General features: G+C 61.5%; 12 protein-coding genes and 1 tRNA gene. 5 read left to right on the top strand and 8 right to left on the bottom strand.

What is annotated here, in order from left to right:
- Positions 1-62 precede the first annotated feature (62 nt).
- Positions 63-1034, top strand: a complete 972-nt coding sequence (locus AC1DLV_RS05630; protein WP_476798586.1) for an alpha/beta fold hydrolase — start codon at positions 63-65, stop codon at positions 1032-1034.
- 77 nt (positions 1035-1111) lie between these two features.
- Here the strand turns inward: AC1DLV_RS05630 and AC1DLV_RS05625 are convergent, their stop codons facing one another.
- From AC1DLV_RS05625 to AC1DLV_RS05605, 5 genes are all read right to left on the bottom strand, one after another.
- On the bottom strand, positions 1112-1351 hold the full coding sequence (locus tag AC1DLV_RS05625; RefSeq protein ID WP_476785200.1) for a DUF2188 domain-containing protein: 240 nt from the start codon (positions 1349-1351) through the stop codon (positions 1112-1114).
- Positions 1352-1917: 566 nt separating this feature from the next.
- Positions 1918-2871: a SphA family protein gene (locus AC1DLV_RS05620; RefSeq protein WP_476798585.1), complete on the bottom strand. Its 954-nt coding sequence runs from the start codon at positions 2869-2871 to the stop codon at positions 1918-1920.
- A gap of 250 nt (positions 2872-3121) precedes the next feature.
- Positions 3122-3206, bottom strand: a tRNA-Leu gene (locus tag AC1DLV_RS05615).
- A 161-nt stretch (positions 3207-3367) separates the two neighbouring features.
- Positions 3368-3592: a hypothetical protein gene (locus tag AC1DLV_RS05610; RefSeq protein WP_476836126.1), complete on the bottom strand. Its 225-nt coding sequence runs from the start codon at positions 3590-3592 to the stop codon at positions 3368-3370.
- 190 nt (positions 3593-3782) lie between these two features.
- Positions 3783-4634 (bottom strand): alpha/beta fold hydrolase, encoded by an 852-nt coding sequence (locus AC1DLV_RS05605; protein WP_476798583.1) that lies wholly within the window; start codon positions 4632-4634, stop codon positions 3783-3785.
- Between the two features lie 172 nt (positions 4635-4806).
- Between AC1DLV_RS05605 and ade the strand changes: the two genes are divergently transcribed.
- Entirely contained in the window at positions 4807-6618 is a 1812-nt protein-coding gene (gene ade, locus AC1DLV_RS05600; protein ID WP_476798582.1) for an adenine deaminase, read from the top strand.
- Between the two features lie 267 nt (positions 6619-6885).
- Here ade and AC1DLV_RS05595 read toward each other — a convergent pair whose 3' ends face one another.
- Entirely contained in the window at positions 6886-7965 is a 1080-nt protein-coding gene (locus tag AC1DLV_RS05595; protein ID WP_476798581.1) for an alpha/beta hydrolase, read from the bottom strand.
- Between the two features lie 179 nt (positions 7966-8144).
- On the bottom strand, positions 8145-9602 hold the full coding sequence (locus AC1DLV_RS05590; protein ID WP_476786089.1) for a TrkH family potassium uptake protein: 1458 nt from the start codon (positions 9600-9602) through the stop codon (positions 8145-8147).
- 151 nt (positions 9603-9753) lie between these two features.
- Between AC1DLV_RS05590 and ilvA the strand changes: the two genes are divergently transcribed.
- Together ilvA and AC1DLV_RS05580 are read left to right on the top strand one after the other, a co-directional pair.
- A complete protein-coding gene (ilvA, locus tag AC1DLV_RS05585; RefSeq protein ID WP_476798580.1) occupies positions 9754-11010 on the top strand; it encodes a threonine ammonia-lyase IlvA in 1257 nt (418 codons plus the stop codon).
- Positions 11007-11543 (top strand): DUF1697 domain-containing protein, encoded by a 537-nt coding sequence (locus AC1DLV_RS05580; protein ID WP_476798579.1) that lies wholly within the window; start codon positions 11007-11009, stop codon positions 11541-11543. Before ilvA ends, AC1DLV_RS05580 begins: the two co-directional genes overlap by 4 nt.
- A 3-nt stretch (positions 11544-11546) precedes the next feature.
- On the opposite strand, the gene gloA is transcribed toward AC1DLV_RS05580, so the two are convergent.
- Positions 11547-11987 (bottom strand): lactoylglutathione lyase, encoded by a 441-nt coding sequence (gene gloA, locus AC1DLV_RS05575; RefSeq protein WP_476798578.1) that lies wholly within the window; start codon positions 11985-11987, stop codon positions 11547-11549.
- A gap of 260 nt (positions 11988-12247) precedes the next feature.
- On the opposite strand from gloA, the gene AC1DLV_RS05570 reads away from it, so the two are divergent.
- On the top strand, positions 12248-12820 hold the full coding sequence (locus tag AC1DLV_RS05570; RefSeq protein ID WP_476798893.1) for a cold-shock protein: 573 nt from the start codon (positions 12248-12250) through the stop codon (positions 12818-12820).
- Positions 12821-12824: the final 4 nt, after the last annotated feature.

Raw genomic sequence — 12824 nt, 5'->3', positions numbered from 1 at the left:
GCCGGGCTTGTCGCGGTGACCCTGACGACTAAGCTGACCGCCATCGTTTGAAGGAGAGCTTTTTGGCGACGGTCGGTTCGGTTCTGGTGTGGCTCGGCGGCTTTCTGGTGCTCGCGACAGCCTTCGTCGTCGGCTATTTCGTGCTGGCGACCAGCCGCATTGCGAAGGAGGCAGAACGCGCCGTGCCGGCATCGGGCAAGTTTGTCGAATTTGGCCGCCACCGCATCCACTATGTCGAGCAAGGGCGGGGCAGGCCGATCCTGTTCATCCATGGGCTCGGCGGGCAGTTGCACCACTTCCGCGGTACGCTGTTTTCGCAGCTGGACGGCGATTTCAGGCTGATAGCACTGGACCGGCCGGGGTCGGGCTATTCGGCGCGGCCGTCGGATTTCGCCGGCAGCTTGAGCGAGCAAGCTGAACTGGTATTGCGCTTCATCGAGAAGCTGGGGCTGCAAAAGCCGCTGGTCGTTGGCCATTCGCTTGGCGGCGCGGTGGCTCTGACGCTGGCGCTCGAACATCCCGAAGCCGTTTCCGGACTGGTCCTGCTGTCGCCGCTGACCCACCTTGAAGACGAGTTGCGGCCGGAGTTCAGGTCGCTCTATGTCCGCTCGCCCCTGCTGCGCCATCTCATGGCACGGACGGTGTGGGTGCCGACATCTCTCAAATATGCGCCGCAGACGCTTGCTTTCGTTTTCGGGCCGCAGCAGCCGACCAAGGATTATGGCATATCAGGTGGCGGGTTGGCTGGCCTTCGGCCCAGCCACATCTACGCAACGTCCGCCGACCTTGTGGCGATCGAACGGGATCTTGGCGGCGTCGAGGCACGTTATGAGGAGATCACCATGCCGGTGGGCGTGCTCGTCGGCACGGGCGACCGCGTGATCGACTACCGGCTGAACGGCCAGTCGCTGGCCGGCCGCATCGGCAATCTGGAAGTCGATCTGGTCGAGGGGCTAGGCCACATGCCGCAGTTCATCGAGCCCGAGCGGGTTGCAGCCTTGATCAGGCGGACTGCTGCAAAAGCCTTTGCATAGGCGTCAGTGCAAACGCAGTTCCAGCACCTGCAGTGCTTCGAACGCTGTGAGCCGTAAAATCCCTGCGGCCGTCGCCGCTAATCCGAAACTTCCGTGTCCGGACGGTCGTCGCCCTTTGCAAGCTCGTCGTGCCAGCGGCCTTCGCTGTCTTCGTACTGGATGCCGTCGGTTGATCCTGAGACGCGCTGTTCGGCGGCCGCTGTTTCAGCGGCGCGCAGGGCGTCTTCATGGTTGGGAAACGTCTCGGAGAAAGTGCCGCCGACCTTGTAGGCCCAGCCGCCGTCGTGCTGCACGACTTCATAGAAGAGCTTTGCCATCATTTTCCCTCGCTGAAGGATGCGATGTCCTTGGCCGCCAGCGCCTCGGCATCCACCGCAGCCATAAGGGCTGTCCGGCGCGTCCTCGACGACGGTCATGCCGGCTCAAACGTTGCCGGGGCCGATTGGTTGCATCGCACAGCGAAGATCGACAGCAGTTGCTCGCGACTTGGTCAGAGCGGCACTGTGTAGAGCACGATCCACAGGCCGCATATCGCGGCTGCGAGCCCGTAACAGGCGCTGCGGTGTTTTTCCCAGAAATATGGCGCGCGTTCCCAATTGTACTGCATACGCAACTCCCCACTCATTCACCACCCGGCCCAGTTGTATTTCAGTCCGAAATGGTCCGCAATTTTTGAAGGTGGGGTTGACGTTACGAAAAGACTCAAAGGTGGCAAATTTGCCACGAATCACGGTGTTTCGCGGCGAATCAAGCGAACGAAGCCGTCTTCATGATGTGGATGGGGATCGAACCCATATCTCCTGGGTTGAAAGATTGGTTTCTTCAAACCCCTGCAACGGATGCCCAACTCAGCCGAGGGGCAACCCATCGTGTCGGCCAGGTGTCAGAATTTTCCGGCGACGTCGAAGAAGACAGCATTGCCCTTCATGCGGTTTTCGACAGACACCTCATGCACCCATTTCAGATTCAGATCGACCTCGGTGTTTTCGCCGAATTTGGCCTTGTAGGTGACAAGCGGCCCTAGACCTATCGAGCGACCCTTGAAGCCGTCATGGGCGTCGGCGAACGTGCTGCGGTCATCCTCGAACTGATAGAGGAAGCCCGCGACCGCGCCCAAGGCAAATTTCGCAGTCACATTCTTGGTGACGGCAAGATCGAGATGAGCCATCGCGCCGCTGTAGTAGTCGGTGGCGGTGTTCTTGGTGTTGATGTCGACACCGAAATTGGCCGACAAATCGAGGCCGTGCTCGGGCACCAGATATGTGAAGGCGACCGCCGGCGTGAAAGTCCAGTAATTCAGGCCGATGAAGGCGAGGGCGCCTTTCTCCCATTCACCGGTGGGAGCGGTTATCGTCAGCGACGTCGAAAAGAACGTGTTCATGGCGTCGTTGTGCCAGCCGAGCAAGATCGGTGCGAACGCGATGTCACCCAATCCGGCCACATTGTCCACTGATGCAAAGGCACCGACGTCTGCCTCGGCCTTGACCCAGCCTATCGGTAGAGCGCCCTGAACGGCGTAGGTCCAGTTGCCGGGCAGGTCAAGTTTGGGAACATAGACGCCCGCAAGTGCCGTGGTCCAGATATCAGCTTTCAGGCCGAAGGCGACCTGATTGTCGCCAAATGGCACGTTGGTGCTTGCTTTGCCATGATAGTAAACATTGGCGATGTCCCAGTAGGCGCCCGGCACGGGCGGCACGATCCCCGCGCCAGGACGGGCATAAGCACCCGGTATGTAGCGACCGCCGACGGCCTCGGTTGCATTGGCCTGCTGAACAGGCACGATGGCGGTGGCGATGACGGACGCGGCGGCGAGCAGGCCTGCAACTGATCTGGTCATTTCGTCCCTCTCCAAATGCGACCGGCACCCGCGAACGGATGTGCCGGGAATTCCCCGATAATCAGAGTATCATGGTTCGCCGTTGCCAGGCATTTCTCCTGATTCCCGTGGCTTTGTCGACATGCCGTGCGCTTCAGGCTTGATGCGGTCGCTCGCATTGCAGGTCCAGCCAAAGCCGCGCTCGTTGCCAAGCGTGGCCGCCCAAAGCGGCGCATACATCGATATCTTGATTAAGGTAACGATTTCAATCTGGTGCGGACGGCGGGAATCGAACCCGCATAGCCGAGGCTGAGGGATTTTAAGTCCCTTGCGTCTACCAGTTCCGCCACGTCCGCTTGGCCCGAACTGGTAAAGCAGCCGGGCAAGATTGCAAGTCCCGGCAAGCGCTTGTGTCACTTGCGCATCCAAGAAAATGGAGCGCGGCAATCGTGTATTCGTCCAGCACGTCAGCCATGGTGAAGCAGTCGGCACAGACGGCTTGAGACAAGGGCTGCGCTTAAGCCTTGCTTGGATCTTCCGGCAGGTCGCTTGCCTGGCTGGCATCGAGCGGCAGCAGTGGAGATTCCGCCGCAGCCGCTTTCGGCGCCTTTCGAGCGACCTTTTTGGCAGGCTTTTTAGGTGCGTCCTTGGCCACGTCCTTCGGCGCCGTCGCTACCGGGGCCGCCTTGGCGGGAGCCGGCTTTGCCGCGATGGTTGTCTTTTCAGTGAATTTGATTGCCATCGGGGTCCGCCGTTCCAGAGCGCCGCGAGTCGCGCGGCTTTGGTCCTCCATACACGATTTGGAGGGTGAGGGATGGCAAAGCGGGCCAATCGGCTGAACACGCTGTTGGGCATATCCATCCATTGGGGCCCTGCACGCAAAACGACCCAAGCGGTCGAGAGCCGTGCAAGAGGCGTCTCGGTTTCGCCAGCTACTTTGCGTCGATGAAGTCGAGCACCGATTTTGTATATTCGTCCGGCGCCTGCAGCATCACAAAATGACTGGCATTGGGCAGGATGATCAGCTTGGCGCCGGGTATGGCGGATGCGATGTATTCAGTATGCTCGCGCTTGATTGCCTCGTCATGGTCGCCGACAACGATGGCGGTCGGCACGGCGATCTTGGCTAGTTGGTCCTTGGTCCAGTTCGGCTGGCTTTCCCACATGTGACTGATCTGAGCGACGAAGGCATCGTATTCAGCGGGCGTCTTGGACAGCCGGGCATAGTCTTTGCCGGAGCGCTCGATGTAGGCGGCGAAGGTCTTGTTGGTGAGTACTCCGGGATCGAGGCCGTCGGTGGTCACGTTGGCGGCCTGCGCGTAGAGCCTGGTCAGCCGTTCAGGATGGTTGATGGCGATGTCCAGGCCGATGATGCCGCCGTCGCTCCAGCCGACAAGTGCTGTCTTGTCGATCTTGAGATGGTCGAGCAGAGCGAGATAGTCGGAAGCCATCAGGTCGTAGCCGAAGGGCTGGGCGTCACGGGTCGAACGGCCGTGGCCGCGGCTGTCGGCGACGATCACCTTGTGGGTCTTGGCCAGTTCGATCACCTGGCTTGCCCAGATATCGGCATGACCAAGGCCGCCGTGGATCAGGAGTACCGGGTCGCCCGAACCGTAGACGGCGTAGTACATATCGATGCCGTTGACCTTGGCGTAGCCACTTTCGGTCGACTTGGGCATCGCAACTGGTTCGGGAAGGGTTTGCCAACGCTCCTCGGCTATTGCCGCACCAGCCGGCAACAGGATCAGAAACGCAAACGTCAATGCAGTCCACAATGCACGCATGGTCGCCTCCGCAAGATGAGGGTGGCAAGTCACTGCCCTTGCATGGAAAAAGTCAACGGGCGGAAAAACCATCGCGTGAAGGATGTGAGAAAAATCCTTCCACCGGCCAAGCCCCTGTATTCCCGCGTCGCTTCCGCTACAGTTGCGCGAAAGAGTTCAGGAATCCCCGAAAATGCCCAGCAAGACCAATTTCGCCAAGCCGCGCCCCTGGACCGAGACCGCACCGACGCTGGTCGATGTCGCCATGGGCCGACGGCCGGCCGATCTCGTCATCCGCAACGGCCGCTGGGTGAACGTGCATTCGGGCGAGATCATTGCCGGCACGGATGTCGCCATCGTTGCCGGGCGCTTCGCCTATTGCGGGCCCAACGCCAGCCACGCCATCGGCCAGGGCACCAAGGTTGTCGATGCCGGCGGGCGCTATCTCGTGCCCGGCCTGTGCGACGCGCATATGCATGTCGAAAGCGGCATGGTGACGGTGACCGAGTTCTGCCGCGCGGTGATCCCGCATGGCACGACGTCGATGTTCATCGACCCGCACGAAATCGCCAATGTGCTGGGCCTGCCAGGCGTCAGGCTGATGCATGACGAGGCACTCGCCATGCCGATCAACGTGCATGTGCAAATGCCGTCCTGCGTGCCCTCGGCGCCTGGGTTGGAGAATGCGGGTGCTGCGCTGACGGTCGAGGACGTTGCCGAGGCGATGACCTGGGAAAACATCATCGGTCTGGGCGAGGTGATGAACTTCCCCGGTGTCGCGGCCAACAATCCGGTCATGTCGGGCGAGATCGCCGAAACGGTGAAAGCCGGCAAGACCGTGGGCGGGCACTACGCTTCCCGCGACCTTGGCCTGCCGTTCCACGGCTATGTCGCTGGCGGACCTGAAGATGACCACGAGGGCACGCGCGCCGAAGACGCAATCGCCCGGGTGCGCCAGGGCATGAAGGCGATGCTTCGGCTTGGCTCGGCCTGGTACGATGTCGCCAGCCAGATCAAGGCGGTGACCGAGCAGGGCATCGACCCGCGCAGCTTCATCTTGTGCACCGACGACAGCCATTCCGGCACGCTCGTGCATGAGGGGCACATGGACCGCGTCGTGCGCCACGCCATCCAGCAGGGATTGAAGCCGGTGACGGCGATCCAGATGGCGACGATCAACACCGCCCAGCATTTCCGCCTCGAGCGCGAGCTTGGCTCGATCACGCCGGGCCGGCTGGCCGACTTGCTGATTGTCTCTGACTTGGCCGAACTCAAGATCGACGAGGTTTATGCGCGCGGCGTGCGCGTCGCCAAGGCTGGCAAGCTCGACATCGATATTCCAGCCTACGCCTATCCGGCCGAGGCCAAGAAGACGGTGAAGCTGGGCAAGAAGCTCAAGGCCGTCGATTTCGACATCAAGGCGCCCGAAGGCGCAAACGAAGTGCGCGTGCGCGTCATCGGCGTGATCGAAAACCAGGCGCCGACGCGCGCGCTGGAGGCTGATCTTGCCGTCGAGGACGGTCTGGTCGCCATGGACCGGCGCAACGACGTCTGCCAGATCGCACTCGTCGAGCGCCATCGCGGCACCGGTTCTGTGACCAACGCCTTCGTTTCAGGCTTCGGCTACATGAAGGACTGCGCGCTCGCCTCAACGGTCGCGCATGACAGCCACCACATGATCGTCGTCGGCACCAACAAGGCCGACATGGCGCTGGCCGCCAACCGGCTCGGGCAGGTCGGTGGCGGCGTGGTGCTGTTTTCCGAAGGCAAGGAACTGGCGCTGGTCGAGATGCCGATCGCCGGCCTGATGTCGGACGAACGCGCCGAGATCGTCGCCGCCAAGGCCGACAGACTGGTGCAGGCGATGCGCGACATGGGCTGCAGCCTCAACAACGCCTACATGCAGCATTCGCTGCTGGCGTTGGTGGTCATCCCGGAACTCAGGATTTCCGACGTCGGGCTGGTCGATGTGACGACCTTCGAGAAGGTCGATCTGTTCTTGTAAGCGAGTCCAATTACGAGAGCCTGTGGGCCAGTCGGTGACAAGAAGGCGTCATCCCGGGCGAGCGAAGCGAGAGCCGGGATCTATTGATCCGCGCGGCCGGGTTCTCGGTGTGTGGAAGTATTCATGAAGCGCGCAGAGGCGAGGGCCCGGCCGCGCTACACGATGCCCGCACCAATGGATCCCGGCCATGCCCTTGCTTGGATCGGCTGGCCGGGATGACGACCTTGGTGTTTCGTCTTCGCTAGACGGCCAGCGGAACTGCGTATCCTACTGCAGCCCGCCGCCGAGCATGTTGATGCGGTCGGTGACCTCGCGGTCGCTGGCAAAACCGTCGTCGGCGCGCAGGCGCTGGCCAAGCAGCTTCACCATCTGCGGATTGTCGGCGAACTTGGTGTGATTGAAGGAATCCCCGCTCTTGGCGTCGGACAGGTCGACGACGATCACGCCATATTCGGCGAGGTCGGCGGCGTTTTTGTAGTCGCCGAGGCGCGGTTTGGAGCCGGCGATCAGGCCCGACAGCTTGAGCGCGCGGTCGTCGCCCGACGTCATCAGGAAGAACGGCTTGGTCGGCTTGCCGTAGCGGCGCATCTGCGCCTTGAACACGTCGACGTCGATGTCGGGCGAGGCGAGCACGACATCGCCGAGCTTGCCGCCGAGATCTCGGTCGCCGGTCAGCGCCAACTGGCGCAATGCTTCCATGGTCACCCATGTGCCCATCGAGTGCGCCACGATATCGATGCGGCGCGCACCCGACTGGGCGAGCATGCGCAGCGTGACCTCAAGCTGGTCGCGGGCGGCCGCGGCACTTTCCTTGTCGTAGACATAGTCGGTCGTGCTGCCGCCGGACGCCCAGGAAAACAGCACCGGCGTGCCGGTGTAGCCCGAGTCATGCGCGATCTGGGTGGCGCGATAAACGCCGGCATCGAAGGAGGTGTTGTAGCCGTGCACGAACAGCATGGCGCGACCGCCGCGCGCGGCGATGTCGGCGCTGAGCGCCTTGGAGAATTCGGGCTGCGTCGCGTAGCCGGTCGCGTTGGTCGCGGTGAAATACTTGGTCGGATCGGGATCCTTGCGATTGCGCAGCTCGATCTGGCCGGTCTTGTGGGTTCTTGGCACGGTGACGTCGACACGCGCGAAATTGAGCGTCGCCGAACGATCGCGATCGAAGACTTGCTTGTCGTCGGCAGCGTGTTGACGGGTGGACGCTACGAAAATCGCATGGTTTCCGGCGATCTCCGACACCGGAACATTGACGACCGCGCCGGTCAACAGCGCCCCGGACGGCTGCCCGATGCAACCGGACAGCAGGAGGGCGGCAATGGCTATGCAGAACTTCGACGGCAACAAATTATGATCTCTCTGACGGGCAAGGCGTTCAGCGTGCCACCTTCGGGAGGGTCTGATAGTGGCGGAAGTAAGTCGGGTCCAGTCGAAAAAGACAGGTCGAGGAGCCATCGCTAGCCGAGTGTTGCCGGAATGCCAAAATTGTGGCGGAAACAAGTACTTCCGTACCTGAGTTCACGAAGTTAGCGACCCCAGAAAGTTGGCGTGAAGATCACCAGAACGGCGAGGATTTCGAGGCGGCCCAAAAGCATGGCCGCTGAGCATATCCACTTGGCGGCATCGGGCAGCGAGGAGAAGTTCCCCATCGGGCCGATGACCGGGCCGAGGCCGGGGCCGACATTGGTCAGCGACGTAAGCGAGCCGGTGACAGCGGTGATGAAATCGAGGCCGGTCGCACTCAAAAGCACGATGGTGATGGCCCAGAGAACCATGAAAGAGGCGATGAACAGCACAACCGCACTTTGCATCTCGGGCGCCACGGTGCGGTCGCCATAACGTACCGGCGTCACTGTGTTGGGATAGATCAGGCGGCGCAGACCGTTCGAGAGAAGTTCGAACAAGACCAGGAAACGATAGGCCTTGATGCCGCCGGTGGTCGAGCCCGAGCAGCCGCCGAGGAAGGTGGCGACAAAGATGCAGCCGATGGCGAATGGCCCCCACAGGCTGTAGTCGTCGCTGGCAAAGCCTGCCGTGGTGATGATCGACATCAGGTTGAAGGTCGAATGGGTAAGGGCGGTGAAGAACGGCATGCCCATGCTGACGCGGAGATAGACCGCCACAGCCACCGCAAAGACGATGCAGTAGCCTGCATAGACGCGGATTTGCGGATCGCGCAGCGCGTCGAGGCGTCCGCGCACCGCAAACAGGATCATGATCGAGAACGGCAAGCCGCCGATGAACATGAAGACGATGCCGGTCCACAGGATGGCGGGGTTGTCGGCATAACGCACGAAAGAGGTATCGTGGGTGGAAAAGCCGCCCGTAGCCACCGTCGACATGGCGTGATTGATGGCGTGGAAACCTTCCATGCCGGCCGCTGTGTAGGAGATGGTGCAGGCGACGACCAGCACCGTGTAGATGCCGATCAGGCTGACGGTGAAGGTGTGGAAGCGTTCGAACGGGCGGTCCTCGATGTCGGAGGATTCGATCTTGAAATAGGACACGCCGCCGATGTTGAGGAACGGCAGCAGAAACAGGCCCAGCGCGATGACACCGAGGCCGCCCATGAAGCTGAGCAGAGAACGCCAGATCAGGATGCCGGGCGGTGCCGTGTCGAGGCCGTTGATCACGGTGGAGCCGGTGGTGGTGACGCCCGACACCGATTCGAAGAAGGCGTCGGTGATGCTGAGATCAAGCGACGAGGTCATGAACGGCACCGCACCGGCGATCGCCAGCGTGATCCACAAGAAGTTGACCAGGAGGAAACCGAAGCGGGTGTTGGCAGGCGGCACACGCCCTTGGGTGGCGAGTGCCACCGCTAGAGCCAGACCGCCCATGAACATCGCGGTAAAGGCAAAGGACTGCCAGTCGTCATGGCCGTAGTAGAGATCGACGGCCGCCGGGATGAGCATCGCCACGGACAGGTAGATGGCAAAGACGGCCGCGATGTGGATCGCGGCGCGGACGGCAATTCTGTTCACCGAGACGTATCCCCAAATCTATCGCGGCGAGCCAATGAGCCGGTTTGAACCTGACGGCGGGGCCGGACAGTGGCTTCGCCGCGCCGAATATGCAATAGCGCGTCCAAACGGGCCACAGCATTTGCCCGGTGGATTTCAGGAGCCTTTACCCATGACCAGTTTTGCCGAAAGGGTTTCGCTGGCAGCAGAGGCGGTAAGGCAGTTGTTTCCCGAGACACCGCTGCAGGAAAACGATTATCTCTCCCGCAAGACTGGCGCGCGCGTGCTTTTGAAGCGCGAAGACCTGACGCCGGTTCGCTCCTACAAGATTCGTGGCGCGCTCAACTTCTTCCGCAAGACCCTTGCCGCCGGCAACGAGGCGGAGTTGTTCGTCTGCGCCTCGGCCGGCAACCACGCCCAGGGCTTTGCCTTCGTTTGCCGCCATTTCGGCAAGAAGGGCGTGGTGTTCATGCCGGTGACGACGCCGCAGCAGAAGATCGACAAGACCCGGCTGTTCGGCGGCGAGTTCGTCGAGATCAAGCTGGTCGGCGACTTCTTCGACGACTGCTACCGCGCGGCCATCGAATTCGCCGAAGCTTCGGGCGGGCACATGGTGCCGCCCTTTGACCACAAGGACATCATCGAAGGCCAGGCGACTGTCGCCCTGGAGATTGCTGCCCAGATGCCGCACGGGCGCATGCCCGACATCGTGCTTCTACCCGTCGGCGGCGGCGGATTGTCGGCAGGCGTGACGCGCTACTTCGCTGAGACGGGCAATGCGCCGCGCTTCGTCTTTTGCGAACCGGCTGGCGCTCCCAGCCTGCGCGACAGCCTTGCAACCGGCAAGCGCGTGAAGCTCGCCAAGGTCGACAATTTTGTCGATGGTGCAGCCGTCGCCGAAATCGGCCGCGAACCGCTCAAGCATCTCAAGGATTTTCCCGCCGACGCGGTCAAGCTGGTGCCGGAAAACCGGCTCTGCGCCACGATGATCGAGATGCTGAATGTCGAAGGCGTGGTGCTGGAGCCAGCCGGCGCGCTGGCGATCGACGCGCTCAAGGATTTTTCCAGGAAAGAACTGAAGGGCACGACCGTGGTCGCGGTGGTGTCGGGCGGCAATTTCGACTTCGAGCGGCTGCCCGACGTCAAGGAGCGCGCCTTGCGCTTCGAGGGGCTGAAGAAGTACTTCATCATCCGCTTTCCGCAGCGGCCGGGCGCGTTGCGCGACTTCCTCGAAATCATGGGGCCCGAAGACGACATCACGCGTTTTGAATACCTCAAGAAATCGGCGCGCAATTTCGGTTCGGTGCTGATCGGCATTGAAACCAAGGACCGGCGTAATTTCGACCTGCTTCGGGCGCGCTTCGATGTCGAAGGCGTGCAGTATCAGGACATCACCGACAACGAAACGCTGGCCGGATTCATCATATGAGCGTGTTCGTCGCGCTGTTTTCAGGCATCAATATCGGCGGCAACCGCATCGTCAAGATGGCGGAACTCCGGGCCTTCTTCGAAGAACTCGGCTTTGCCGACGTCGCTAGCTACATCCAGAGCGGCAATGTCGTGTTCGAGGCGGATGCTGATGCAGCCGCACTGACCGCAAAGATCGAAGCGGCGTTTGAAGAGCGCTGGGGCTTTCGTTCGCGCATCATGGTGCGCGACCTTGGCTGGCTCGAGGCGCTGGTGGCAAACAATCCCTATCCCGAAGTGGCCGCGGATCATACCAAGCTGCATGCGAGTGCGCTGGAGCGCGAGCCGACCGCCGAAGAGACCGCGCGGCTGGCGGAGCGCTGCACCGGTCCTGAAAGCTTCGAGGTCAAGGGCGAAGTGCTCTACCTTCACGCGCCCGATGGTCTAGGCAAATCGAAATTCGCCGAAGTTTTGCCGCGCACCCTCAAGGTGCCGGGCACGATGCGCAACTGGCGCACCGTGCTGACGTTGCTTGAGATGGCCAGAAAAGCGTGAAGGTTACCAGCTGCCGATGTTCGGCATGGACAACCACGGCTCTGCCGGCGCCTGGCGCTCGCCCTTCTGCAGCAGCTCGATCGAGATGCCGTCGGGCGACTTGATGAAGGCCATGTTGCCGTCGCGAGGCGGGCGGTTGATGGTCACGCCCTTGTTCATCAGGTCCTGGCAGGTGGCGTAGATGTCGTCGACCTCATAGGCGAGGTGGCCGAAATTGCGCCCGCCCTGATAGTCTTCCGTGTCCCAGTTGAAGGTCAATTCAAGCAGCGGCGTCTGGCGCTCGCTACCGGCACCCACGTCTTCGGAAGCGGCGAGGAAGATCAGCGTGTAGCGGCCCTTCTCATTGGTGGAGCGACGGATCTCCTTCATGCCAAACTTGGTGCAATAGAAGTCCAAAGAGGCGTCGACGTCTTTGACGCGGACCATGGTGTGGAGATAGCGCATCGCTGTTCCTCGGCTTTGTGGGTTAGGGTTGATGGGGTTCGCCGATACATAGGGCGGGCGCCACGCGCTCGGCAACCGCCATAGCGACTTTTGTGCGGAACTGGTGCGAAGCTTGTGCCTATCTCGGAACCAAGTCGAAAAATGGCGGAACGGCCCTTGCGTAAGTCCAAAGTGCAAGTGTTAATCTTATCTCAAGAATCAGTAATGGCGTTTGCAAGGAAAAAGGGGGCGTTCTTATGGGGGAAAAGGCCTCTCTCGTGATGCAGAATGGCACTGGCCGCGATGCATTTGAGCACGATGACAGCGCAGATGGCGTTGGTCTGGTCGAAATTTCCGGCGCCATCAAATGGTTCGACGTGGCCAAGGGCTACGGCTTCATTCTCCCCGACAGCGGTGTTGGAAGCGACGTGCTGCTGCATGTCACCTGCCTGCGTCGCGACGGTTTCCAGACCGCACTCGAAGGTGCCCGCGTCGTTTGCCTGGTCAAGCAGGGCGACCGTGGTCTGCAGGCCTTCCGCGTGCTTTCCATCGACAATTCGACCGCAGTGCATCCGGCCGAAATGCAGGAGCAGCGCACCCATGTCGCGGTGACCGCCGAGAGCGGTCTCGAGCGCGCGCTGGTCAAGTGGTTCAACCGCACCAAGGGCTTTGGCTTCCTGACGCGCGGCGAGGGTACCGAGGACATTTTTGTCCACATGGAGACGCTGCGCCGCTTTGGTGTCACCGAGCTTCGGCCCGGGCAGGTGGTGCTGGTTCGTTTCGGCAAAGGCGACAAAGGCCTTATGGCTGCCGAAATTCACCCTGATTTAGGCACCTTGCCGGTCTCGCACTAGGTCG

The organism is Aminobacter sp. 01T433 (assembly GCF_056398585.1).
Note: the sequence above shows the minus strand (reverse complement) of the source record. Positions and strands in the feature narration are given on the sequence as shown.

Coding starts and splice junctions, on each gene's coding strand:
- AC1DLV_RS05625 (WP_476785200.1), bottom strand. CDS start 1,351: ATGGCAAAGCTCTTCTATGAAGTCGTGCAGCACGACGGCGGCTGGGCC.
- AC1DLV_RS05620 (WP_476798585.1), bottom strand. CDS start 2,871: ATGACCAGATCAGTTGCAGGCCTGCTCGCCGCCGCGTCCGTCATCGCC.
- AC1DLV_RS05610 (WP_476836126.1), bottom strand. CDS start 3,592: ATGGCAATCAAATTCACTGAAAAGACAACCATCGCGGCAAAGCCGGCT.
- AC1DLV_RS05605 (WP_476798583.1), bottom strand. CDS start 4,634: ATGCGTGCATTGTGGACTGCATTGACGTTTGCGTTTCTGATCCTGTTG.
- ade (WP_476798582.1), top strand. CDS start 4,807: ATGCCCAGCAAGACCAATTTCGCCAAGCCGCGCCCCTGGACCGAGACC.
- ilvA (WP_476798580.1), top strand. CDS start 9,754: ATGACCAGTTTTGCCGAAAGGGTTTCGCTGGCAGCAGAGGCGGTAAGG.
- AC1DLV_RS05580 (WP_476798579.1), top strand. CDS start 11,007: ATGAGCGTGTTCGTCGCGCTGTTTTCAGGCATCAATATCGGCGGCAAC.
- gloA (WP_476798578.1), bottom strand. CDS start 11,987: ATGCGCTATCTCCACACCATGGTCCGCGTCAAAGACGTCGACGCCTCT.
- AC1DLV_RS05570 (WP_476798893.1), top strand. CDS start 12,248: ATGCAGAATGGCACTGGCCGCGATGCATTTGAGCACGATGACAGCGCA.